General features: G+C 69.7%; 20 protein-coding genes and 1 tRNA gene. 10 read left to right on the top strand and 11 right to left on the bottom strand.

Annotation, left to right across the window (positions count from 1 at the left end; all coding sequences use genetic code 11):
* Positions 1–149: 149 nt before the first annotated feature.
* From ACZ6KY_RS10785 to glxA, 3 genes are all read left to right on the top strand, one after another.
* Positions 150–223 (top strand) — tRNA-Lys (locus ACZ6KY_RS10785).
* A gap of 477 nt (positions 224–700) precedes the next feature.
* Entirely contained in the window at positions 701–2,650 is a 1,950-nt protein-coding gene (locus tag ACZ6KY_RS10790) for a glycosyltransferase family 2 protein (RefSeq protein ID WP_469309978.1), read from the top strand.
* On the top strand, positions 2,647–4,587 hold the full coding sequence (gene glxA, locus ACZ6KY_RS10795) for a radical copper oxidase GlxA (protein ID WP_469309979.1): 1,941 nt from the start codon (positions 2,647–2,649) through the stop codon (positions 4,585–4,587). The genes ACZ6KY_RS10790 and glxA overlap by 4 nt, the downstream gene beginning before the upstream one ends.
* A 93-nt stretch (positions 4,588–4,680) precedes the next feature.
* On the opposite strand, the gene ACZ6KY_RS10800 is transcribed toward glxA, so the two are convergent.
* The 6 genes from ACZ6KY_RS10800 to ACZ6KY_RS10825 form a co-directional block, all read right to left on the bottom strand.
* On the bottom strand, positions 4,681–5,694 hold the full coding sequence (locus ACZ6KY_RS10800; RefSeq protein ID WP_469309980.1) for a glycoside hydrolase family 6 protein: 1,014 nt from the start codon (positions 5,692–5,694) through the stop codon (positions 4,681–4,683).
* A gap of 411 nt (positions 5,695–6,105) precedes the next feature.
* Entirely contained in the window at positions 6,106–6,771 is a 666-nt protein-coding gene (locus tag ACZ6KY_RS10805) for a class F sortase (protein ID WP_469309981.1), read from the bottom strand.
* Between the two features lies 1 nt (position 6,772).
* Positions 6,773–7,321 carry a hypothetical protein gene (locus ACZ6KY_RS10810; RefSeq protein ID WP_469309982.1) on the bottom strand — a complete coding sequence of 183 codons (549 nt, stop codon included), beginning with the start codon at positions 7,319–7,321 and terminating at the stop codon, positions 6,773–6,775.
* A 167-nt stretch (positions 7,322–7,488) separates the two neighbouring features.
* The gene (locus ACZ6KY_RS10815; RefSeq protein WP_469309983.1) at positions 7,489–8,268 is read right to left on the bottom strand and encodes an HAD-IIA family hydrolase; all 780 of its coding nucleotides are present in this window, start codon (positions 8,266–8,268) and stop codon (positions 7,489–7,491) included.
* A gap of 216 nt (positions 8,269–8,484) precedes the next feature.
* Positions 8,485–9,411: a hypothetical protein gene (locus ACZ6KY_RS10820; RefSeq protein ID WP_469309984.1), complete on the bottom strand. Its 927-nt coding sequence runs from the start codon at positions 9,409–9,411 to the stop codon at positions 8,485–8,487.
* 191 nt (positions 9,412–9,602) lie between these two features.
* A complete protein-coding gene (locus ACZ6KY_RS10825; protein WP_469309985.1) occupies positions 9,603–10,685 on the bottom strand; it encodes an ROK family transcriptional regulator in 1,083 nt (360 codons plus the stop codon).
* 303 nt (positions 10,686–10,988) lie between these two features.
* On the opposite strand from ACZ6KY_RS10825, the gene ACZ6KY_RS10830 reads away from it, so the two are divergent.
* Positions 10,989–12,080 (top strand): Gfo/Idh/MocA family protein, encoded by a 1,092-nt coding sequence (locus ACZ6KY_RS10830; RefSeq protein WP_469309986.1) that lies wholly within the window; start codon positions 10,989–10,991, stop codon positions 12,078–12,080.
* Positions 12,077–12,562, top strand: coding sequence for a heme-degrading domain-containing protein (locus tag ACZ6KY_RS10835; RefSeq protein ID WP_469309987.1), 486 nt, complete (start codon positions 12,077–12,079; stop codon positions 12,560–12,562). The genes ACZ6KY_RS10830 and ACZ6KY_RS10835 overlap by 4 nt, the downstream gene beginning before the upstream one ends.
* Before the next feature lie 189 nt (positions 12,563–12,751).
* On the opposite strand, the gene ACZ6KY_RS10840 is transcribed toward ACZ6KY_RS10835, so the two are convergent.
* The 4 genes from ACZ6KY_RS10840 to ACZ6KY_RS10855 all read right to left on the bottom strand — a co-directional run bounded on the left by ACZ6KY_RS10840 (position 12,752) and on the right by ACZ6KY_RS10855 (position 15,832).
* The gene (locus ACZ6KY_RS10840) at positions 12,752–13,609 is read right to left on the bottom strand and encodes a fumarylacetoacetate hydrolase family protein (RefSeq protein WP_469309988.1); all 858 of its coding nucleotides are present in this window, start codon (positions 13,607–13,609) and stop codon (positions 12,752–12,754) included.
* Between the two features lie 140 nt (positions 13,610–13,749).
* The gene (locus ACZ6KY_RS10845; RefSeq protein ID WP_469310131.1) at positions 13,750–14,493 is read right to left on the bottom strand and encodes a YidC/Oxa1 family membrane protein insertase; all 744 of its coding nucleotides are present in this window, start codon (positions 14,491–14,493) and stop codon (positions 13,750–13,752) included.
* A gap of 198 nt (positions 14,494–14,691) precedes the next feature.
* On the bottom strand, positions 14,692–15,000 hold the full coding sequence (locus tag ACZ6KY_RS10850) for a DUF6412 domain-containing protein (RefSeq protein WP_469309989.1): 309 nt from the start codon (positions 14,998–15,000) through the stop codon (positions 14,692–14,694).
* Positions 15,001–15,232: 232 nt separating this feature from the next.
* On the bottom strand, positions 15,233–15,832 hold the full coding sequence (locus tag ACZ6KY_RS10855; protein WP_469309990.1) for a winged helix-turn-helix transcriptional regulator: 600 nt from the start codon (positions 15,830–15,832) through the stop codon (positions 15,233–15,235).
* Between the two features lie 118 nt (positions 15,833–15,950).
* On the opposite strand from ACZ6KY_RS10855, the gene ACZ6KY_RS10860 reads away from it, so the two are divergent.
* Positions 15,951–17,468 carry an MFS transporter gene (locus ACZ6KY_RS10860; protein WP_469309991.1) on the top strand — a complete coding sequence of 506 codons (1,518 nt, stop codon included), beginning with the start codon at positions 15,951–15,953 and terminating at the stop codon, positions 17,466–17,468.
* Positions 17,469–17,577: 109 nt separating this feature from the next.
* Here ACZ6KY_RS10860 and ACZ6KY_RS10865 read toward each other — a convergent pair whose 3' ends face one another.
* Positions 17,578–18,387 carry a class E sortase gene (locus ACZ6KY_RS10865; RefSeq protein ID WP_469309992.1) on the bottom strand — a complete coding sequence of 270 codons (810 nt, stop codon included), beginning with the start codon at positions 18,385–18,387 and terminating at the stop codon, positions 17,578–17,580.
* A gap of 456 nt (positions 18,388–18,843) precedes the next feature.
* On the opposite strand from ACZ6KY_RS10865, the gene ACZ6KY_RS10870 reads away from it, so the two are divergent.
* The 4 genes from ACZ6KY_RS10870 (at position 18,844) to ACZ6KY_RS10885 (ending at position 23,374) form a co-directional block, all read left to right on the top strand.
* Positions 18,844–20,319 (top strand): glycoside hydrolase, encoded by a 1,476-nt coding sequence (locus ACZ6KY_RS10870; protein ID WP_469309993.1) that lies wholly within the window; start codon positions 18,844–18,846, stop codon positions 20,317–20,319.
* 181 nt (positions 20,320–20,500) lie between these two features.
* A complete protein-coding gene (locus tag ACZ6KY_RS10875; protein WP_469309994.1) occupies positions 20,501–21,532 on the top strand; it encodes an SEC-C domain-containing protein in 1,032 nt (343 codons plus the stop codon).
* Positions 21,533–21,644: 112 nt separating this feature from the next.
* Positions 21,645–22,820, top strand: a complete 1,176-nt coding sequence (locus ACZ6KY_RS10880) for a GmrSD restriction endonuclease domain-containing protein (protein WP_469309995.1) — start codon at positions 21,645–21,647, stop codon at positions 22,818–22,820.
* Positions 22,817–23,374, top strand: a complete 558-nt coding sequence (locus tag ACZ6KY_RS10885; protein WP_469309996.1) for a HEPN domain-containing protein — start codon at positions 22,817–22,819, stop codon at positions 23,372–23,374. Before ACZ6KY_RS10880 ends, ACZ6KY_RS10885 begins: the two co-directional genes overlap by 4 nt.
* Positions 23,375–23,381 lie beyond the last annotated feature (7 nt).

Below are 23,381 nucleotides of genomic sequence, written 5' to 3' on the forward strand. Positions count from 1 at the left end.
TTTCTCAACTGTCATCCGGTGTCGCACGTTGACGGTCCGAATGATGTACGGGACCACCCCCGCCCGCCGTGCGGCCCCCCGCCCGCCATGGAGCCTCCGGCCTGGTCAGGAGCACCCCCGCGGGTCGGGTAGAGTTTTCGCGTCAGCAGGCGCCGCTAGCTCAGTTGGTTAGAGCAGCTGACTCTTAATCAGCGGGTCCGGGGTTCGAGTCCCTGGCGGCGCACCGACCGGAGGGCCTCCTCGTGAGAACGAGGGGGCCCTTCGTCATGCCCGGGACACCGCTCGCCGGAATGGGACCGGCCCGGAGCCCGCGCCGCTCGACATCGGACTCGACATCACGTCCCCTTTTCGCACTCGCGTCCCAATGAACGCGTATGACCGGTTAACACCGCGTTTCGTATCTTGCGATCATGACGGACGGCGTAGAACCCTATGCTTCAAAGAGCTGTCGATTTAGGGCAGTTGAGACAGTTGGGGGTAGGGCCGGTTGCGACCGTGGAGGGCTGGGGGCCCGCCCGTGAACGACGCCGAGGGGGGCGTCGTGCAACCGGAGGGCCGTCGATTCATGTCCATATGGCGTGAATGAGGCGATGTGACGCCGGCCGGCCAGCGAACGCGTCCGTGACGGCCCAGGGGGACCCGAGCGGGCGGACGAGAACCGACGAACACGCACCCGAGCGTGCGTGCGGGGGGATGACTCATGACGCCGACGCCGACGGGCGCCGCGAAGGAATTCGACAGTACGGAGACGGCCCGGCTCCGGATACCGAACCACCCGGCCACCAGCCTCCGGAAGATCGGGAAGACGCTGCCGAGGTACGACTACGAGCACTACAGCCGGCTCGCCGGTCCGCTCACCCAGCCCGATCCCGGCAAGCCGTACAAGGTGCGGTACCGCTCCCTGCTGTCGCAGGAGCCGCACCGCGTACGGGCGGGCCTCATGCTGGGCGCGGCCCCGCTCCTCTCGCTGATCCTGCTCGGCTGGCTGCTCCAGCCCGTGCACTGGACCGAACGCGACTATCCCGCCTACGACTTCCTGCCGGTGCTGGACACCGTGATGCTGGTCTCGATCGGCCTGATCGAGTTCTTCCGCTGCATGAACGTGCTGTCCAACGCGCATGCCACCCTGGTCGCCCGCGACCCGGTCCCGGTGGTGCCCGAAACCGGCACGAGAGTCGCCTTCCTCACCTCCTTCGTGCCCGGCAAGGAACCCCTCGCCATGGTGACGAAGACCCTGGAGGCCGCCGTCGAACTGCGCCACCGGGGACTGCTGCACATCTGGCTCCTCGACGAGGGCGACGACCCGGAGGTGAAGGAGGTCTGCGCGCGCCTGGGCGTGCGCCACTTCACCCGCAAGGGGGTCCCGGAGTGGAACCAGGCCAAGGGCCCGCACCGCGCCAGGACCAAGCACGGCAACTACAACGCCTGGCTGCGGGCCCACGGCGACGACTACGACTACTTCGCCTCCGTCGACACCGACCACGTACCGCTGCCCAACTACCTGGAGCGGATGCTGGGCTTCTTCCGCGACCCGGACGTCGGTTTCGTCATCGGCCCCCAGGTGTACGGCAATTACGACAACCCCATCACCAAGGCCGCCGAGTCGCAGCAGTTCCTGTTCCACGCCCTCATCCAGCGCGCCGGCAACTTCTACGGCTCCCCGATGTTCGTCGGCACCTCCAACGCCGTACGCATCAAGGCGCTGAAGCAGATTGGCGGCCTGTACGACTCGATCACCGAGGACATGGCCACCGGCTTCGAGATGCACCGCGCCAGGAACCCGGAGACCGGCAGGAAGTGGAAGTCCGTGTACACCCCGGACGTCCTGGCCGTCGGTGAGGGACCGGCCGCCTGGACGGACTTCTTCACCCAGCAGCTCCGCTGGTCACGGGGCACCTACGAGACGATCCTCAAGCAGTACTGGAAGGGCTTCTTCACGATGCCTCCGGGCAGGCTCTTCAACTACACGATGATGATCGTCTTCTATCCGATGTCGGCGCTCAACTGGATCCTGGCGGCCCTGAGTTGTGCCCTCTTCCTCGGGCTCGGGGCATCCGGCGTGAACATCGACCCGACGGTCTGGCTGATGCTGTACGGCAACGCCTCGGCGCTCCAGATCGGCCTGTACGTCTGGAACCGCCGCCACAACGTCTCGCCGCACGAGCCGGAGGGCTCCGGCGGTGTCGCCGGCATGGCGATGTCGGCGCTGTCCGCCCCGGTCTACGCGCGGGCGCTCATGGACGCCGTGCTGCGCCGCAAGAGCACGTTCGTGGTGACGCCCAAGGGCGATTCGGCCAGCCCGGACACGCTGTTCGGGACCTTCCGGATCCATCTGTTCTTCGTCCTGGTCTTCGCCGGCTCGATCATCGCCGGCTTCGTTCTCGGGCACTCCCACCCCGCGATGGTCATCTGGGCGGTCTTCGCCCTGCTCATCACCGCCTCGCCGATCCTCGCCTGGCGCTGGACCGTGCGCCAGGAGCGGAAGCGGTCGCCGCGGGCGCCCGAGGACGTCCGCGCTCCGCAGCGGGTCTCCGCGCCGCGGCAGGAGCGGCACGCCTCCCACGCGCCGCAGCGCAGGCCCGGCTGGGCCGCCGCGACCGGGGAGAGCGACGAGACCGTACGGATCGCCCTTGGGGGACGCGAGAAATGAAGGAGGACGGTGGCCGTCGCCGCCGGTTCCGCCGCCTCGGCATGACCGGGGTGGTGGTGCTCGCGCTGGCCGGGATGAACGGGCCGTGGCTGTACCGCTTCGGAACGGACAGGTACCACCAGTACACGATCGACAAGCCGGAGTACAAAGCCGACAACGGCCACTGGGACATCATCGACTTCCCGCCGGAGTACCGGCTCAACACGATCCACGCGGCCCTGCTGCACACCGGCAGGATCCTGCTGATCGCGGGCTCCGGCAACAACCAGGACAACTTCGACGCGAAGAGGTTCGACACCCGGATCTGGGACCCGGTCAAGGGCACGATCAAGAAGATCCCGACGCCCGTCGACCTGTTCTGCACGGGACACACCCAGCTCGCGAACGGCAATCTGCTGATCGCCGGCGGCACCAAGCGGTACGAGACGCTGAAGGGCGACGTCACCAAGGCCGGCGGGCTGATGGTCGTCCACAACGAGAACCCCGACAAGCCCGTCACGCTGCCCGCGGGCACCCGGTTCACCGGCAAGGAGAACGGCAAGACGTTCGTGTCGAAGGACCCCGTGCTCGTCCCGCGCGCCAAGAAGGTCTTCGACAGGGCGACCGGCGCGTTCCTGCGCAACGATCCCGGCCTCGGCCGCATCTATGTCGAGGCGCGCCGAAGCGGCCAGAAGTACGAGACCGGCACCCAGGACAACTATCGGATAGCGGGCCTGACCGGCATCGGCGCCCGCAACACCTACGGCATAGCCCAGAAGCTCGCCCTGGACAAGAAGGACTTCCAGGGCATCCGGGACGCCTACGAGTTCGATCCGGTCGCCGAGAGGTACATCAAGGTCGACCCGATGAACGAGGCCCGCTGGTACCCGACGCTGACCACGCTCGGCGACGGCAAGGTGCTCGGCCTCTCCGGCCTGGACGAGATCGGCCAGCTCGTGCCGGGCAAGAACGAGGTCTTCGACCCGAAGACCAGGAAGTGGACGTACACCAAGGGCATCCGGCAGTTCCCGACCTACCCGGCGATCTCGCTGATGCAGAACGGCAAGCTCTTCTACTCGGGCTCGAACGCCGGCTACGGACCGGACGACGTGGGCCGCGACCCCGGCGTCTGGGACCTGGCGAGCAACAGGTTCACCAAGCTGGAGGGCCTGAGCGACCCGAACATGATGGAGACGTCCGGCACCGTGCTGCTGCCGCCCGCACAGGACGAGAAGTACATGGTGATCGGCGGCGGCGGGGTCGGCGAGTCCAGGCTGTCCAGCAGGAAGACCCGGCTGATCGACCTCCTGGACAGGAACCCGAGGTTCGTGGACGGGCCCGAGCTGGACAAGGGCACCCGCTATCCGCAGTCCTCGATCCTGCCCGACGACACCGTTCTCGTCTCCGGCGGCTCCGAGGACTACCGCGGACGCGGCGACTCGAACATCCTCCAGGCGCGGATCTACGACCCGAAGGCGAACACCTTCGACCGGGTGGCCGACCCGCTGGTGGGCCGCAACTACCACTCGGGCTCGATCCTGCTGCCCGACGGGCGCGTGATGTTCTTCGGCTCCAACTCGCTCTACGCGGACAAGGCCGACACCAGACCGGCCACCTTCGAGCAGCGCATCGAGATCTACACACCGCCGTACCTCTTCCGGGACGCGCGGCCCTCGCTGTCCGGCGGCCCGAAGACGATCGCCCGCGGCGCCTCGGCGGCCTTCACCTCGGCGCACACCTCGTCCATCAGGACGGCCCGGCTGATCCGGCCGAGCGCGTCCACCCATGTCACCGACGTCGACCAGCGGTCCATCGCCCTGGACTTCACCAGGACGAAGACGGGGATCTCGGTGACGGTGCCGAAGAACCGGAATCTCGTCGAGTCCGGCTGGTACATGCTGTTCGTGACGGACGACCAGGGCACCCCGAGCAAGGCCCAGTGGGTCAAGGTGCCCTGATTCCAGGGAAGTCGCAGGCGAATACGCCTGTACGTGACAGGGGGCGCCCTCCGCTTCTCACGGAGGGCGCCCCCTGTCACGTACGGGGTGCCGCTACTTCGAGGCCTTCGCGAGCCTCAGGGCGTAGTCCGCCCACCAGTCGCCCGCCTTCGGGCCGCCCTTGCACGTGCCGTCCGACTCGCCCGGCCGCTTGACCCACAGGTACGCGTCGACGAGCGGGTCGGCGGTCCTGGTCGTCGGGCTCTCGCCGAGCGCGCGGCCCGGCGGGTTGCACCAGTTCTCGTCGGCCTTGCCCGCCGTGTAGGGGCCGTTGCCGTTGCGGCTGGTGTCGATGACGAAGTGCTTGCCGCCGACCTTCGCGGCCAGCCGCTTGCCGTAGGCGATCGAGTCCTCGGTCGAGTAGAAGTTGGAGACGTTGACGGAGAAGCCGTCGGCCCGGTCGATGCCCGCCGCCCGCAACGGCTGGAAGATCTGGTCGGGGTGGCCCCAGCCGGCGTTGCCCGCGTCCAGGTAGACCTTGGTGTTCTTCAGGGACTTGAGCCTGCCGACGGCGCCCTTGAGGAGGTCGTAGCGCTCCTCCCGGTACTGCTGGGGTGTGCACTGGTTGACCAGGTGCAGGACGGCGTCCGGTTCCAGGATCACCGTGGCGGGGCGGTCCTCGATGCCCCTCGCCACCCCGTCGATCCAGGCCCGGTAGGCGTCGCCGTCGGCGGCGCCGCCCTGCGAGAACTGTCCGCAGTCGCGGTGCGGGATGTCGTAGAGGACCAGGATCGCGGACCGGCCGGACCTCTCGGCGGCCTCGGTGAAACCGCGCGCCTCCCGTTCCGGGTTCTCCGGGCCGATCCACTCACCGGTCGGCCGCTCGGCGATCTTGCGGATCTGTTCGGCTTCCTCGCCCTTGCCCGCCTTGACGTAGGCGGCGACCTGCTCGGCCGCGTTCCCGTGCGGATTCACCCAGAACGGGTCCGCGTTCTTCGGCTGTTGTGTGACCTCGGCTCCGGAACCACCGCCCTTGCCGCCGCCCCCGGAGGAACACCCCGCGAGCAGCAGTGCCGCCCCCAGCACCGCCATGGACGCCCGTGCCCCGGCACCCTTGCTGCCGTACATCCAACTCCCCCTCGGGTGCACCGTCCCAAGTCTCGATCCTGACATACCGACCGCACCGCCGACGAGACCGCGCGGCCCCTGCCGGAGAGCTGTTACAGCCCCGGCATCCCGGGGATACGCGCCGTGCGTGGCCTGGCGGCGCCCGTCGCGGACTTGGCGTCAAAGGGTCTATGAACCGTACCGCTCACCTGTTCTAAGGTGGCCTCAAGTGGCCTCGATACCAGGCCGGTTACCCCGGCCCGATCGCCCCACCTCGGTGGACGGCCCCCAAACCTCCCGCGCCGGCGCCGGGTTACTCCCGCAACCCGTGCGCGCGCGGTCGAGGACCAGCCCGGTCGGCGGCTTCCCGGGGGAGCGGGTCGCCGACCGGGCCCGGTGACCGCACCGGCGCCCGCACCGCCACAGGCCGTCTCACAGCCCGCGGCCCGTGAGATACGCCGAGACGACCACGTTCGCCGTGTAACTGTCGCTCGTCCGGTCGTAGGTTCCGCCGCAGGTGATCAGCCGTAGCTCGGCCCGCCCCGACTTCCTTACGCCGTACGCCTGTTGGGCGTCGAAATGGTCGCGCGGCAGCACCTGGACGTCGTCCACGGTGAACTCGGCGACCGTCCCGTCGTCGCGCATGACCCGGACGGTGTCGCCGGGCTTGACTGAGCTCAGTTTGTAGAAGACGGCGGGCCGGGTCCGGGTGTCGACGTGTCCGACCATCAGCGCGGTTCCGACGGCCCCAGGCCGCACCCCGGCCGCGTACCAGCCGACGACACCCGACTGGTCGAACGGCGGCGGATCGATCGCGCCCCGGCCGTCGAGCCCGCGGGCCACGACGGGGGCCTGCACACCCGTCGAGGGAATGTCGACGCGCTCCGGCCGGGCGTTCCCGAGGGGCTTGAGCGCGGGTGGCAGCCGTACCTCCGGCGGCCGTCCGACCGCCGCCATGTCCCCCGTGGTCGGCGCCGATGTCCCCAGCCGCAGATCCGTCACCTGACGGCCCCACAGCCACAGCCCCAGCAGCAGCACCAGCCAGGCCACACCGGTCAGCAGCCGGCCGGTGCCCGGGGAACGCTCCCGTTCGGCCATGTCAGTCGCGGCCGTCGTGGCCCCGGCGCGCGCTGCGGACCGCGACGACGACCGCGGCGACGCTCGCGAGGACCAGGCCGACCACGGCCTGCTCGGTGCCGGGGCCGGCCGCGTGGGCGTCCACCGAGGCGAGGCGGGCGGTGCCGCCGCCGCCCGCGTGCACGGGCGCGATCGGCGAGGCGGGCTCGACGCTCGGGGAGGAGTCCGGTGCCGGAACGGTGACCGTGCCCCTGACCCGGTCGCGGTGTCCGTCGCAGTCGACCTGGACGGCGTAGCTGCCCGGCCGGAGCGAGGTACGGACGCGGGTCTCGCCGACCAGTCCGCCGCCGCCCCCGCCCGTCAGCAGCGCGTCCGAGACGAACGCGTCCGACGCCGCGGTGCCCGTCCGGCCCGCGCAGCCCATGGCCCGCAACTGGATGTCGCTGCCGGCGCCAGGGGACGCGGGGTTCACGGAGATACCGGCGGGCCCCGCGTCGGCCGCGTACGCGGCGGGTGTGAACGCGGCCGCGACCACCGCCCCCGCGCAGAGAGTGAGTCGCATTGAGCGCATCGTGAAACCTCCAGTCACCTGGAGACTCCCCCTCGGGGCGGCGGCCCGCATCTTCAGGAGGCCACCGCTGCTCCGTACGGGTCTGTCCAGGCCACCGCGGGTTTCGGATCCGCCAGGACCTGTCCGGGGTGCCCGGGGTCCGGATCCGGTCGACGCGCCCCGGGGACTCAGACGCGGTCGACGAGATCCGCGATCGAGTCGACGATCTTCGACGGGCGGTACGGGTAGCGCTCGATCTCCTCCCGCGTGGTCAGCCCGGTCAGGACGAGGAAGGTCTGCATCCCCGCCTCCAGACCGGCCAGGACGTCGGTGTCCATGCGGTCGCCGATCATCGCGCTGGTCTCGGAGTGCGCGCCGATGGCGTTCAGGCCGGTCCGCATCATCAGCGGGTTCGGCTTGCCCGCGAAGTACGGCTGCTTGCCGGTGGCCTTGGTGATCAGCGCGGCGACCGCGCCGGTGGCCGGCAGCGGGCCCTCGGTGGACGGGCCGGTCTCGTCCGGGTTGGTGGCGATGAACCGGGCACCGCCCTTGATCAGCCGGACCGCCTTGGTCATGGCCTCGAAGGAGTAGGTACGGGTCTCCCCGAGGACCACGTAGTCCGGTTCGTGGTCGGTCAGGACGTACCCGATGTCGTGCAGCGCGGTGGTCAGGCCCGCCTCGCCGATGACGTACGCGGTACCGCCGGGCCGCTGGTCGTCCAGGAACTCGGCGGTGGCGAGGGCGGAGGTCCAGATGTTCTCGACGGGCACGTCCAGGTCCATGCGCTTGAGCCTGGCGTGCAGGTCGCGGGCCGTGTAGATGGAGTTGTTCGTCAGGACCAGGAAGGGCTTCCCGGACTCCCGCAGCTTCTTGATGAAGGCGTCGGCGCCGGGGATCGGCACACCCTCGTGGATGAGGACACCGTCCATGTCGGTGAGCCACGACTCGATCGGCTTGCGCTCTGACATGTGCTGGGTCTCCTGCCGTCCTGGCGTACGCACGCACTCGATCCGGGGGCGCCGGAACGACGTCGTACCGACGCCCCCAGCCTAGTCAGGACGGCATGCCCCCGACCGGGCCGGAACGGTCGCGGACACCGTGCTGCCACGACCCGGCCGTTCGGACACCACGGAAACGACCGTCACAGACCCCGTTCCCGCCACGGCTTCCGGTGTCAGCGCCGGTCAGCGCCCGCGCGGGCGCAGCCGCCGCGCCAGGGCGAGCAGTCCGGCTCCGGCGGCGACCAGCGCGAGCGCGAGCGCGGCCAGTCCCACCCGGTTCGGCCTGCCGGTTCCGGTCCTGGCCAGCTGGTCCGCGGCCGGCGCGGTCACACCGGTCGCGGCGCTGCCGGTCGCCGTGCCCGTACCGGGACTGGCGTCGACACCGGGACCGGGACCGGCACTGGCACTGGCACTGGCACTGGCACTCGCACCAGGGCTCGCGCCGGTGTCGGTACCGGTGTCCACGGTGCCGCCCTGGTCGTCGCCCCGGCCCGCTGGCTTGTCCGTCTCCGCAGGCTTGTCCGTGCTCTTGGTGTCGTCCTCGACGCCGAACCGGTAGGCGTTCGACTCGCCCACCCAGTCGCCGTCGTCGTCGTGCTTCTGGACGACGGCCGCGTTCGCGACGACGGTGTTCGGGGCGGTCGCGTCCGGGGTCAGGGAGAGCCGCACCTTCACGGTGAGGGTGCGGCCGGGGGCCACGGTGAACCCGGGGAAGCCGTCGTCGAACGGCCCCACGTTCTCGGCCTCGTCGCTCCTCTCGAACTTCACCGCGTGGGCCCGCTCCCCCTCGTAGAACTCCAGTCGCGCCTGCTCCGGCCGCAGCGTCCGCTTCTCGTCCACGAGGACGACCACCGGATGGATCGCACCGCAGGTGTGCGCCGTGGTGTTGGTGAGGTCGATGTACCAGGTACCGAAGTCGCCGCCGGCCCGGTAGGCGTCGGGGCCACCGTGGATACGGGTCTTGATCGGGAAGTCATGGGTGTCGGACGAGACGCAGGCGGGGTGGGCGTCCAGCGCGTGCGCCGGGGTGGGCGTGAGCGTCACCCACAGGGCGAGAGCGGTCGGGGCGAGGGCGGTCGGAGCGAGCGGATGGGACGTACGCAGTCGCATGAGGAGCCTTTGGCCGATCGGGAGGGGGCGGGGATCGGGAGGATCGAAAGCGTCAGTCGATGCCGGGCAATGGCCACGCGACCCTGGCACGCGCGACCTCCACCCACGCACCGCCACCCGTGAAGCCACCCCCGTTCGGCCCCCCGGATCCCCTCACCTGGCCCGCACGCGCCGGGCCGTATCCCCTTCGCTCAGCCCTCTCCCCGCCCGAACAGCGGGGCCAGCAGGAGTTGGGCCGCGCCCTCGGCCACCCCTCGCGCTCCGCCGGGTGCCACCCGGACCGGCACCGGGGCGCCGCCCCCTTCACGCCGGGCCCGTTCCTCCAGGACGGCCCCGACACCGCGTACGAAGACCTCCTCGTGAGCGGCGACCGTACGACCGCCCAGCAGCACGAGGTCGATGTCGAGCAGCCCCACCAGATTCGCCGCCCCGGCCCCGAGCACCCTGGCCGCCTCGGCCACGGTCCCCCGGCCCACCGCTTCCAGACACAGCACCTCGATGCACCCCCGGTTCCCGCACTCGCACAGCGGCCCGTCCAGCTGGATGACCTGGTGCCCGAACTCCCCGGCCCCGGTACGGGCTCCCCGGTGCACGACCCCGCCGATCACGAGCCCGGCTCCCAGTCCCGTACCGAGATGCAGATACGCGAAGGACCCGCCGCCCGCGAAGCCGGTACCGGTACCGGTCCCCACCGCGACCCCGAACGCCGCCGCGTTGGTGTCCTTGTCCACGACCACCGGCAGCCCGAGCCGCCCGGCCAGCGCGTCCCGCAGCGCGAACCCGTCCCACTCGGGGAAACCCGTGACCCGGTGCAACACCCCCAGGGTGTGATCGAGGGGCCCCGGCAACGCGACCCCCACGCCCAGCGGGGACACCCCGCCGAGCAGGGCCGACACCTCGCCGGCCGCCCCCTCGACCACCGCGTCGGCCCCGGCCCCCAGGTCCAGTGGCGCGCGCCGCTCGGCCACCACGGCCCCGGTGAGATCGCAGAGCACCGCGGTCAGCTCGTCCCGGTCCAGGTGCAGCCCGACCGCGTGCCCCGCCTCGGGTACGAGCCGCAGGACCGTACGGGGCTTGCCGCCCGTGGACGCGCGGCGCCCCGCCTCCGTCGCGAGACCGTCCGCCCGCAACCGCGCGGTGATCTTGCTGACGGCCTGCGGGGTCAGTCCGGTCCGCTCGGCGAGTTCCAGACGGCTGATCCCGGCGGCCCCCGCCGTGCGCAGCAGGTCGAGCACCAGCGCCGCGTTGTGACTGCGCAGCGCCGGCAGGTTCACCCCGGCCGCCCCAGCACCCGAGCCGGTCCCCGGACTCCCGGCCACACCCTGACCCCCGAAAACACCGGAAGCCCCGAGCGCACCTTGGTTCCCGAAGCCGCCAGAGGCCCCAGGCACACCCTGCCCGCCGGAGCCGCCAAAGGCCCCGGCCGCACCCTGATCCGCGAAAACACCGGAAGTCCCGGGTACACCTGGATTCCCAGGGATCCCCGGCATCCCGGCCCCACCCACATCGGTCCTGTTCACACCACCCATTGTCCCCCGCGCTTGCACTTTGGCAACAGCGTTGCGAAAGTAGGAGCCATGACAGGCATGACTGGTACTGGTACGCCCCTTCGCGTGGGTCTCGTCGGCTACGGCCTCGCGGGTTCCGTTTTCCACGCCCCGCTGATCGCCACGACCGAGGGGCTCGCCCTCGACACGGTCGTCACCACCCATCCGGAGCGTCAGGCGCAGGCCCGCTCCGAGTTCGGCGACGGACTCCGGTTCGCCGCCACGCCCGACGAACTGCTGGCGCGCGCCGACGAACTCGACCTGATCGTCATCGCGTCCCCGAACAAGACCCACGTCCCGATCGCGACCGCCGCCCTGAAGGCCGGCCTCCCCGTGGTCGTGGACAAGCCCATCGCCGGGACGGCGGCGGACGCCCGTGAGCTGGCCGCCCTGGCCGACGAGCGCGGCCTGCTGCTCTCCGTCTTCCAGAACCGCCGCTGGGACAACGACTTCCTGACCCTGCGCAAGCTGTTCGCCGAGGGCGAGCTGGGCGACGTCTGGCGCTTCGAGTCCCGCTTCGAGCGCTGGCGCCCGCAGCCGAAGGGCGGCTGGCGCGAGTCCGGCGACCCGGCGGAGATCGGAGGCCTCCTCTTCGACCTCGGCAGCCACCTCGTCGACCAGGCGCTCGTCCTCTTCGGCCCCGCGGCCTCGGTGTACGCCGAGTCGGACGTCCGCCGTCCGGGCGCGCTGACCGACGACGACACGCTCATCGCGATCACGCACGAGAGCGGGGTCCGCTCCCACCTCTACGTCTCCGCGACGACCGCCCAGCTCGGCCCGCGCTTCCGCGTCCTCGGCTCGCAGGCCGGCTACGTCAAGTACGGCCTCGACCCGCAGGAGGCCGACCTGCGCGACGGCAAGCGGCCCGGTGTCACGGCCGAATGGGGTATCGAGCCGGAGGCCCTGTGGGGCCGCGTCGGCTCCGGCGAGTCCCCGCTGACCGGCGGCGGCCGCCCCGAGCCGACGGTCCCGGGCGCGTACCCCGCGTACTACGCGGCCGTCGCCGCCGCGATCCGTGACGGCGGCCCCAACCCGGTCAGCGCCCACGAGGCCGCCGCCGCCCTCGACGTCCTGGAGGCGGCCCGCCGCTCCGCCCACGAGGGAGTGGTGGTGTCCCTGTGAACGCGCCCGTCGCACCGGAGATCGCCGAGCTGATCACCGAGCTGGAGGAACAGGAGCGCCGTCTGACGCTCCCCCGCTTCACCCACGACGACGCCTGGACCCTCGGCACCCTCCTCGTCGAGCTGGCCCGCGAGCGGGGCGCGCCGGTCGCCGTCGACATCCGCCGCGGTGGCCAGCAGCTCTTCCACGCGGCGCTCCCGGGTTCCACCCCGGACAACGACGCCTGGATCGACCGCAAGCGCCGCGTCGTCGAGCGGTACGGCTGCTCCTCGCTGCTGGTCGGCTCGCGCTTCCGCGCCAAGGGCACGACGTTCGAGGAGTCCTCGCGCCTCGACCCCGACACGTACGCGGCCCACGGGGGCGCGTTCCCGATCGCCGTGACGGGCGCGGGAGTCATCGGCACGGTCGTGGTGTCGGGCCTGCCCCAGGTCGAGGACCACAAGATGGTGGTAGAGGCCCTGGAGAAGTTCCTCTCCGCCTAGCGAATCGGTTCCCCGCGCCCCGTCAGGGGCGCGGGGAACTGCGCGAGCAACCACGACGCACCCGCGGCGAACGACGGACACCAGAGCCCCGTCAGGGGCGCGAGGAACGGCGCGACCAGCCACAATGCACCCGCGGCAAAAGACTCACCCCAGCCCCAGCGGACCCCAACCGCGAACCAAGCGGAGCGCTTACGCGTTCTTGAGTTCCTGCCGCTGCCGCCCCAGCCCCTCGACCTCCAGCTCGACGACGTCACCCGCCCGCAGATACGGCTTCGGCTCGGGCTGACCGAGGGCCACCCCGGCCGGCGTCCCGGTGTTGATGACATCACCGGGGTACAGCGTCATGAACCGGCTGACATACCGGACGACCTCGGCGACCGGGAAGATCTGCTCGGCCGTCGTACCGTCCTGCTTGAGCTCACCGTTCACCCAGAGCCTCAGCGACAGCGCCTGCGGGTCCGGGACCTCGTCCGCGGTCACCAGCCACGGACCCAGCGGGTTGAACGTCTCGCAGTTCTTGCCCTTGTCCCAGGTGCCGCCGCGCTCGATCTGGAACTCGCGTTCGGACACGTCGTGCGCCACCGCGTACCCGGCGACATGCGCGAGCGCCTCCGCGTCGGACTCCAGATAGCGGGCGGTACGGCCGATGACGACCGCCAGCTCGACCTCCCAGTCGGTCTTCTCCGACCCGCGCGGCACGAGCACCGTGTCGTTCGGCCCGACCACGGTGTCCGCCGCCTTGAAGAAGATCACCGGCTCGGCGGGCGGCTCGGCCCCGGTCTCCCGGGCGTGGTCGTGGTAGTTCAGCCCGATGCACACGACCTTGCCGATCCGGGCCAGCGGCGGACCGACGCGCAGTCCGGCCGCGTCCAGCGCGGGCAGCTCACCGGCCGCCGCGGCGGACCGGATCCGGCCGAGCGCCGCGTCGTCGGCGAGCAGCGCCCCGTCGATGTCCGCGACGACGCCCGACAGATCCCGCAAGGTCCCCCCGGCGTCGAGCAGCGCGGGCCGCTCCGACCCCGCCGTACCGACTCGCAGCAGCTTCATGGTCACCATCTCCCTCGATCGCGGGCCGTCGACCGACGGGTGCGGCCGTCGGAGGACCGGCCGATCCTCCAAGCTCGCCGGTCCAGTCCGCAAGACCCCGTTCACGGACTGGACCGGCGCGAGCTGTGGCCGTAAGCCTGTCAGGCGAGGGCCACGGCCGCGGGCGCCGCACCCGGCATGTCCCGGTAGAGCGCCGCCCGCTCCACCGCGCTCCAGGTCGTACTGGTCACGACGTACAGCGCGGCCGCCAGCGGCACCACGGCCACGGTGAACAGCGTGAAGAAGGACATGAACGGCATGAACTTGGCGACCGAGGCGAGGGCCGCCTGCTCGCCTTCGCCCACGGGCGGCGCGGCGGCGGTCATCTTCTTCGTACGCACGTAGTTGAAACTCGCCACGCCCGCGACGACGGCGAAGAGGACCAGGTAGACGAGACCGGCCGGCCCGAAGAGGCCGCCGTCGCCGAGCGCGTCCGCCCACCGGCCCCCGAGCGGCGCGGCGAACAGCTTGTGCCCGAGCAGGGTGTTGGCCTCGCCGCCGATCGTGGAGCTGGAGAACAGGTGGTAGAGCAGGAAGAAGGCCGGCATCTGGAACAGGCTGGGCAGGCATCCGGAGAGCGGCGACACCTTCTCCTCGGCGTGCAGTTCCATCAACGCCTTCTGGAACTTCTCGCGGTCCTTCCCGTGCTTCTTCTTCAGCTCGGTGATCCGCGGCTGAAGCGCCGCGCGCGCCCGCTGCCCGCGCGCCGACGCCCGCGACAGGGGATGCACGAGCAGTCGTACGAGCGCGGTGAACAGGATGATCGCGGCGGCGGCCGCCGAATCGTGGAACAGGGGCTGGAGCAGGTCGGCGATCTGCTCGACCAGGTGTGCGAACGCGGACATGAACGTGGACATGGGTGAGCCCTCCGGGGGTCTCGTCGTGCCGGGAGTACGGAATGCGGCATGACGACCCGCGCGGGTCACCTGGGCTGGAGAGTCACCAGAGTGGTGAGCCCCCAGGGCGGGACTCACCAAGGGTGGTGATTCACCGAGTGTGGAGATTCACCAGGCGTGGTGGTTCACCAGCGGTGGAGGGGTGCCCTACGCGGTCGCCGGGAGGGCGTGTCCGGGTGCCCTGGGCCGCGGCCGTCCACTGGCGTCCGGATCGCGTTGCGGCAGGAAGGCCGTGCGGCGGGCGCGGTCACGGATGGCCGTACGCACCTGAGTGGGCGGCACGACGGGCGCGCAGCGCGCCACGATGAGGGAGCAGGCCACGAAGGCGGACCCGGCCGCCGCGGTCGCGGCGAACGCGACGGTGGCGGTGAGGCTGCCGGTGTCGAGCAGGGCGACGTCGAGGAGCAGGAGCAGCAGCACGGCGGCGGGGCGGGCGTTGGCCCAGGTGCGGATCATCGGCTGCCCCCCTCTCGTACGCGCCGCGCCCCTCCTACGAGGGGCGCGTGTCCTTCCTTTGGTTATACAGGATGCTTCTCGACCGACCGCCCGGTATCCGTCCCGGCAGGGTTTCGAGAGGCCATCCCGACAATCGGCCTGCCCTGGTCCGCCCCGGCCGAATCACGGAATTCCGCCCGGCAGGCATACGGGAATCCATCTCGCCCGGCTCACGGGAGTCGGCGCCCGTCGACTACCGGGAATCCGCCTGAACCGGCGTGGGGGAACCCGCTCGGACCGGCGTGCGGGAGTCGGCCCCCGCCGGCTTCCGGGGTTCCGTGTCGACCGGCTCCAGCAGTCGCCTCGGCCCGAGCAGGGCCCGGCTGACCGGGTCCGCCGGGTCCCGGTCGAGTCCGGGGCCCGGTGTCATCTCGACGTCCGGGACGGGCACGACGATCGCGCAGACGGGGCATTCGCCGTACGGGCCGAGTTCCGTGCCGCAGGCGGCGTGCCGGAAGTAGCGCAGCCGGCTCTCGGAGAAGTGCTCGCGGCCCCACAGCCCGAGCGAGCGCAGGGTGGGCCACAGGGCGATACCGCGGTCGGTCAGGACGTACTCGTCACGCGGCGGCGACTCCTGGTAACGGCGCTTTTCGAGGATGCCCTCGGCGGTGAGCGCCTGGAGGCGGGCCGCGAGCACGGCACGGGGGATGCCGAGGTGAACGAGGAAGTCGTTGTAGCGCCGTACGCCGTAGAGCGCGTCGCGGATGACGAGGAGCGTCCAGCGTTCGCCGACGATCTCCAGCGCGCGGGCGATCGAGCACTCCTGCGTCGCGTAGTCCTTGCCCAGAGCCATCCCCCCACTGTAGCCACTTTCCGACATGTTGGTTCAGTGAACGAACCTAGGGTGTTACGGTCTACTCGTATCGAAGGTTCATTGATCGAACCGACTCAGGGAAGTGAAGGGGCAGGCCATGACCCGGCTCGACCGGACCGACACCAGCACGCAGCCCGCGCACGCCACCGCACCCTCCGGGGGCGCTGGGACGTCGGCCTCAACCTCAACCTCACCGAACGGTTCGCCCCGCGCCCCTTCCTCCGCCCCGCAGGTCTCCGGGGTCTCGGCGGCCTCCTCGGCCGCCTCCCCGGCGGAGAACACCCCGCGGGCCACCCCGACCCTCGCCCTGACCAGCACCGCCACCGCCGTGGCCCTGATGACGTACACGGCGCCGATGGTCACGCTCCCCGACACCGCGGCCGCGCTGCACACCTCGGTCTCCGCGCAGGCCTGGCTGCTCAACGGCACCCCGCTGGGGCTGGCCGCGCTGCTCCTCGTCGCGGGCAGTCTCGCGGACGACTACGGCCGCCGCCGGATCTTCCTGGCCGGCACCGTCGCCCTCGGCGTCACCACCGCCCTGGGCGCGCTCGCGGGCTCGACCTGGCTGTTCACCCTGACCCGGATCGCCCAGGGCGCGGCGAGCGCGGCGATCCTCGCGAGCAGCCTCGGACTGATCGTGCACGCCTTTCCGACCCCGCGCGGGCGGCTGCACGCGACGGGGGTGTGGGGCGCGTTCGTCAGCGCCGGCATCGCGGCGGGCCCGCTCCTCGCGGGGGCCATAGCGGGCTGGAACTGGCGGATGGCGTACGCCGTCCTGGGCGCCGCCGCGCTGGTCGTGGCCCTCCTCGGAACCCGCGCCCTGACCGAGTCCCGCGCGCCCCGCGGCGGCCGGCCCGACCTGGCGGGGGCGCTGACCTTCGGCCTCGCGCTGGTGTCGCTGGTGGCCGCGCTGACGCTCGGCCGCGACGGCTGGCTGCGCGCGCCGGTGGGGCTGCTGCTCGCGGCGTTCCTCGTCCTGATGGCCGTGTTCGTCGCCGTCGAACGCCGTTCCCGCACCCCCATGATCGACCTCGGACTGCTCCGGCACCGCCGCTTCCTCGCCTCGTCGGCTGGCGGCCTCTTCATGGGCCTCGCGGTGATCGGCCTGTTCAGCTTCCTGCCGGCGCTGCTCCAGCGGACGCTCGGGCTGTCCGCCATGGACACCGCCTGGCTGTTCCTCCTGTGGTCCGGCCTCTCCTTCACGGTCGCCCTCCAGGCCCGCCGTCTCGCCGGCCGGGTCTCGCACCGCCATCAGCTCGCCCTCGGTTTCGCGTTGCACGCGGCCGGCGTCCTGACGATGCTCGGCGCGATCGGCGCCGACTCCTGGCCGCGCCTGCTCCCGGGCTTCGTGATCTCCGGGGTGGGCAGCGGGCTGCTCAACGCCGCGCTGCCGCTGCTCGCCGTCGAGTCCGTGCCCGCGACCCGCGCCGCGATGGGCTCGGGCGCCCAGCAGACCTTCCGCTACATCGGTTCATGCGCCGGGGTCGCCCTCACGATCGCCCTGGTCACCTCCACCGGCGGTCCGGCGCACGGCGCGAACATCGCGATCATCGTCTCGGCGGGGCTCGCCGCACTGGCGGCTGCGAGCGTCCTGGTGCTGCGGGAGCGGGCGTGAGCCTGCGGGGCCGGGCGTGAACCTGCCGGGTCGGACGTGAGCCTGCGGGGCCGGGCGTGAGCCTGCCGGGTCGGCGGCGGGGCAAGGGGCCGGCAGGGCCGGGCGCGAGTCAGCGGGGCCGCATCGAGGTGAGCTTCCCCCACACCGCCATGCGGTACCGGGAGGTGTACTCGGGGGTGCACGTGGTGAGCGTGATGTAGTACCCGGGTTCGCTGTACCCGTACGACGGCCGGACGGTGCTGCGCGGCACCGGGCGGATCACTCCGCCGTCCCGCGAGGAGGTCCGCGGAAGCGTCCGGTCGACCGTGTACGTGTAGACGGCGGCCCTCGTCTCGACGGTGATCGTGTCGCCGCGCCGGAGCCGCGGGAGGTACCGGAAGGGCTCACCGTGCGTGTTCCGGTGCCCGGCGAGCGCGAAGTTGCCTGCCTGGCCCGGCTGTTGGGTCTCCTTGTAGTGGCCGACGTAGCCCTTGTTGAGGACGTCCGCCTTGCTGACGCCCTCGGCGACGGGCACCCGGAGGGAGAGCCGGGGAATGCTGAGGACGGCGTAGGCCTGGGACCAACGGGGCCGCGCCTGAACGCCGGACGAGGAGGACTGCCCTGGGGGCCGTCCAGCACCCCCGGCTGCGGTCTTCCCCTCGCCGGTGTTCCCGTCGCCGGTTCCCCCGGTGCCTGAACCGCCGCCGGCGCCGGGAGAGGTGGACCCCGGGTCCGGACTCCCCCACTCCCGCTCCAACGCCTGCACCTTGCGCTCCGCGCCGTGCCGCGCCTCCCGGTTGGTCCACCACAGCTGGTGCACGACCAGGAGGAGCAGCACCACTCCGACGGTGACGAGCACCTCGGCACCGCTCCAGACCGCGCGCCGGTACGCGGCCCGCCGTCGCCGCGTGCCGTGGTGAACGACCCCCGGAGCCCGCATCCGTACGCCCCCTTCGCCGGGCGCACGATAGGCGCCGTCCCGCCAACTCGCCAGCCCCGCGCGGCTCCTGTCCGCACCGACGCCCCTCCGCCCGCCCACGGACCACCGGCGGACCACCCACAGACCCCACGCCCAGACCCACCCGCAGATCACCCCGTGGACCATCCACCAGATCACCCGCGGACCACCCACCAGGCCATCCGCGGACCACTCGCCGGATCGGTCGCGGGCCACCCGCAGGCTCGGCCGCAAGGCTTCCTCCACCGGTTTTAGAAAGGGCTGTCACAACTCTCGACAACCCCACACGCCACACCCGATGCTTCCTGATGGCATCAGTGGGACGGGCAAGCGCCGGCGGGGACGAGCCGGCGGCCGAGTTCGAAGTCGAGTCGAAATCGACGGCCAACTCCGTTGGTAAGAGCGGAAGTTGTGCCGAGACGGACGGAGAAGCCAGCCATGATCCGACGCAGAACACTTCTGGCCGCCGCGGGCGGTACGGTCCTCGGCGGCGCCCTGGCGACGGGCACCGCCCGCGCGGACGCGACGATCGCCGTCAACCCCGCGACGACGTACGGGAAATGGGAGGGGTGGGGCACCTCGCTGGCGTGGTGGGCCAATGTCTTCGGCGCCCGCGACGACTTCGCCGACCTCTTCTTCACCACCAAGTCGACGACGTACAACGGCGCTTCGCGCCCAGGTCTGGGACTGAACATCGCCCGCTACAACCTCGGGGCGTCCAGTTGGAACAGCGTGGGCGGCGAGACCATGACCGCCTCCGCCAACATCCCCTCCTTCAAGCAGATCGAGGGCTACTGGCAGGACTGGAACAACGAGGACCCGACGTCGTCGGCCTGGAAATGGACGGCGGACGCCACCCAGCGCACCGCCCTCACCAAGGCGACGGCACGCGGCGCGACGAGCGAGCTGTTCGCCAACTCCCCGATGTGGTGGATGTGTTCGAACCACAACCCGTCGGGCGCGTCCGGCGGCGGCAACAACCTCCAGTCCTGGAACTACCGCCAGCACGCCTCCCACATGGCGGCGGTCGCCCTCTACGCGAAGACGAACTGGGGCGTGAACTTCGCCACCGTGGAGGCGTTCAACGAGCCCTCCTCCAACTGGTGGACGTCCACCGGCACCCAGGAGGGCTGCCACGTGGACGCGTCCGTCCAGTCGGCCGTACTTCCCTATCTGCGCAGCGAGTTGGACACGCGGGGCCTGACGTCCACCAAGATCTCCGCGTCCGACGAGACGAGCTACGACCTGGCCCGTACGACGTGGGGCTCCTTCAGCTCGACGACCAAGGGCCTGGTCAACCGGGTCAACGTGCACGGCTACCAGGGCTCGGGCGGCCGCCGGGACCTGCTCTACACGGATGCCGTGACGTCGTCCGGCAAGGCCCTGTGGAACTCCGAGTACGGCGACGGCGACGGCACCGGCCTCACCCTGGCGAGCAACCTCCTCCTCGACTTCCGCTGGCTGCACCCGACCGCCTGGGTCTACTGGCAGGTGATGGACCCGACGGCGGGCTGGGGCATGATCAAGTACGACGCGAGCACCCTGACGGCGGGCGCGGTCGAGACGAAGCTCTATGTGATGGCCCAGTTCAGCCGTCACATCCGCCCGGGCATGACGATCGTGGACACGGGCGTGGACTACGCGGCGGCGGCGTACGACGCGACGGCGAAGCGCCTGGTGATCGTCGCGGCGAACAAGGCGACGTCCGCCCAGACCCTGACCTTCGACCTCTCCCGCTTCACCACGGTCTCCGGCGGCACGAGCGGGCTGGTCCCCCGCTGGAACACCCTGACGTCAGGCGGCGGCGACCTCTACACGTCCCACTCGGACACCTACCTCAGCGGCAAGTCCCTCGCGGTGCCGTTCGCGGCGGGGGCGGTGCAGACGTTGCAGGTGGACGGGGTGGTGGTTTGAGGCTTGGCCTGAGGGGGCCGCGGCGACACGAGCCGCCGCGGCCCGTCGGCCGACCGCCCGACGGGCGCTCGGCCAACGCGATGGCGCGATGACGTGTTCCGGAATATGCCATCGGGGACTCCCGCGTCTCTGGCCTGCAGGTCTCTCTCCTTGGCGGCCCGACGGCAGTACGGTGTCCCCCATGCGCCCCGACACGCCTGCCGAGAACGTCGACCACACCGCCGAAGCGGCTCGCCTGGAGCGGACCGCCGGCCTGTATCCGGAGGACGCCGAGCACCTGCTCCTGCAAGCCGCGGCCCACCTCGAACTGTCCGGCGACCGCCCCGGCGCCACCACCCTCTACGACAGCCTGCTCGCCTCGGACACTCCCCTGGAGAAGCCCTATCTGGTACGCGCCCTCAAGGCGTCGAACCTGTGGGAGTACGACCACGAGGCCGAGGCGCGCGCGATCATCGACGGAGTCAGGGCGGCGGCCCCGCTCGACCCGGCCCCCTGGGTGATCGTGGCGGAGGCCCTGGAGTCGCACGACGAACTGGAAGCGGCGCAGGACACGTTCACGCAGGGAACGGTCCTGCTCCTGACGGACGTACCGGAGCCCCCGTACGCCACGCTCCCGCTCCTCTTCGGCCGCCACCGCGTGCGCCGCATGCTGGGCGCGGCCCACGACGAGTGGGACGCCCTGGCCGACACCCTGCACTCGTCCCCGATCTCCCTGGACGAACTCCACGACCCGAAGCGGGTCTGGTCCCTGGGCTCGGACAACCCCGCGGAACTCCAGGCCGAGATCACCCGCCTCCAGGCCGAACTGAGCACCTACCGCGAGGCGCTCTCCCGCCCCTTCCCGGTGGCGGTCCTGCACTGGTCGGCCCCCGAACTCGCCGAACTGACCGCCGCGTACCCGGACCTCACCACCGAGTACCCCTCCCACGAGGAGCACCTCGCGACCATAGAGGCGTCCCTCCGCGAACTGGCCACGTCCGGCACCCCGAACCTCGGCATCGTGACAGCCACAGTCCCGTCCTACGAGGCCTTCGCCGCCTCGGAGGCCGCGTCCCCGGCGGACACGATCCTGCTCCCCCAGTACGCGACGACGCTGGCGGCCCGGGGGCTGGCTGTGGCTTGGCCGCCGCAGCGGGGGGAGGGGTGCTGGTGCGGGTCGGGGGCGGCTTATGGGGAGTGTCACGGGCAAGCTGCCTCTGACCCCGCGTCGTGAGCTGACCCTCAGCCATTGACACCAAAGGCTTCACAAAAACGAGGTCAGCCGAAGCCTCATTGCGTACGGTCAAGAGATCGGCGGCCACTGCTATCTGAGGGGGTACCACACAATGCCCAAGGAATTTTCGATCGAAGAAATTGAAGTCGAAGACGAAGAGCAAGAGCAGGTCAGCGAGTACGACATCGTCTCGTCACCCAACGACTTCAACACTCTAACCATTAACAGCTTCATCAGCCAAGGAGCCATCCAGACACCCGGATTTCAGCGGAACTATGTATGGGACATCAAGCGGGCATCCAAGCTCATTGAGTCGCTCATTCTAGGGCTTCCAGTTCCCCAGGTGTTCCTCTACGAGGAGAATCGAAACAGATTCCTTGTCATAGACGGGCAGCAGAGACTCCTGACAGTCCACTTCTTCATGAAAGGACGTTTCCCCAAAAAAGAAAAGCGTGGCGAGCTCAGGAAGGCACTCAATTCAGGGGCAGGGCTGACTGAAGAACTCCTGGCAGATGATGAATTCTTCACGCCTTTCAAACTTCAACTGCCAAAGCTGCCCAATGGATCCCCTAATCGATTCTCACGCCTAACTTACGAAACCCTCGACGACTATCAAACCCAATTCAATCTCCGAACAATTCGAAACGTAATCGTCAAGCAGATCAACCCGAAATACGACGACTCTTCCATCTTCGAAATGTTCAATCGCCTCAACACAGGCGGAGTAAACCTCAACACTCAAGAAATCCGAGCAAGCCTCTACCACTCGAAGTTCTTCGAGAATCTATTCTCCCTGAACGAAAATAAAGAGTGGCGATCCATTCTTGGCACGACAGATCCAGATTTCCGGATGCGGGACATCGAGATCATCCTGCGGGCCCTATCTCTCAACCACGGGACAGATGCATACTCGGGCTCAATGATAAGTTTCATTAATTCATTCTGCAAGGAGGCGCAGGGATTTAACGAAACCCAAGTAACTCAGGTCACTAAAGACTGGGAATGGTTCCTCGAAACAATTCAAGGCTGGGACGAATGGACGTTCTGGCCTGGACAGAAGAAGTTTAGTGCACTATTTTTCGAATCAGTTTACTGTGCGGCGCAGACTCTTCGCAAGGAGGGTTATGACATGAAGAAACTGGACCCTGCAAAAGTCGCGGCTTTTGGACGCAGCAAAGATTTTTCCGCCTTCTCGCAAGAAGGATCTACAAAGACAGCGAACGTCAAAGGCCGGCTCACCGCAACCTGCAATCTCATGCGTACGCTTCTCGAAGAGGTGTCACAGTGAGCCTGCCCGCGAAACCGGTAGCACTCCTGTACAACGACCAACAGCAGATGCTGGCGGAACTCCAGGTTCGCGAGCCCTCCTTCCACTCAACCCTGCAGACAATGCTGCCAAAGGTTCTCCTCCTCGCCGCCGCGAGCGAGTTTGAGCATTACGTGTGCCTGCATTTGCGAGGCTACGTACGCGAGCATGTGACTGCTCCAGGGATCGCTTCCCTAGTAGACCAAAAGGCCATCAGCCGACAATATCACACCTACTTCAATTGGCCTCGCAGAAAGGCTGGCCCTTTTTGGGCCCTTTTTGGAAAAGAACAGAAGAAGGTAATTGAGGCCGAGATAGCGGCGAAGGAGCCAATACGCGACGGCCAAGAAGCATTCCTTGAGATAGGGGCTGTTAGAAACGAACTCGTCCACAGCAACTATGCGACATTCACCCTGAACAAGACAATCGAGGAAGTTTACGACCTCTATCTCAAAGGGTCAGCTTTCGTCGATGAACTCCCGCGCTTGCTACGCGTGCCAGTCGACACCAGCGATCAAACTTCCGCCCTAACGTGAGGCCTTC

It is taken from the genome of Streptomyces sp. NPDC042002 (genome assembly GCF_055588305.1).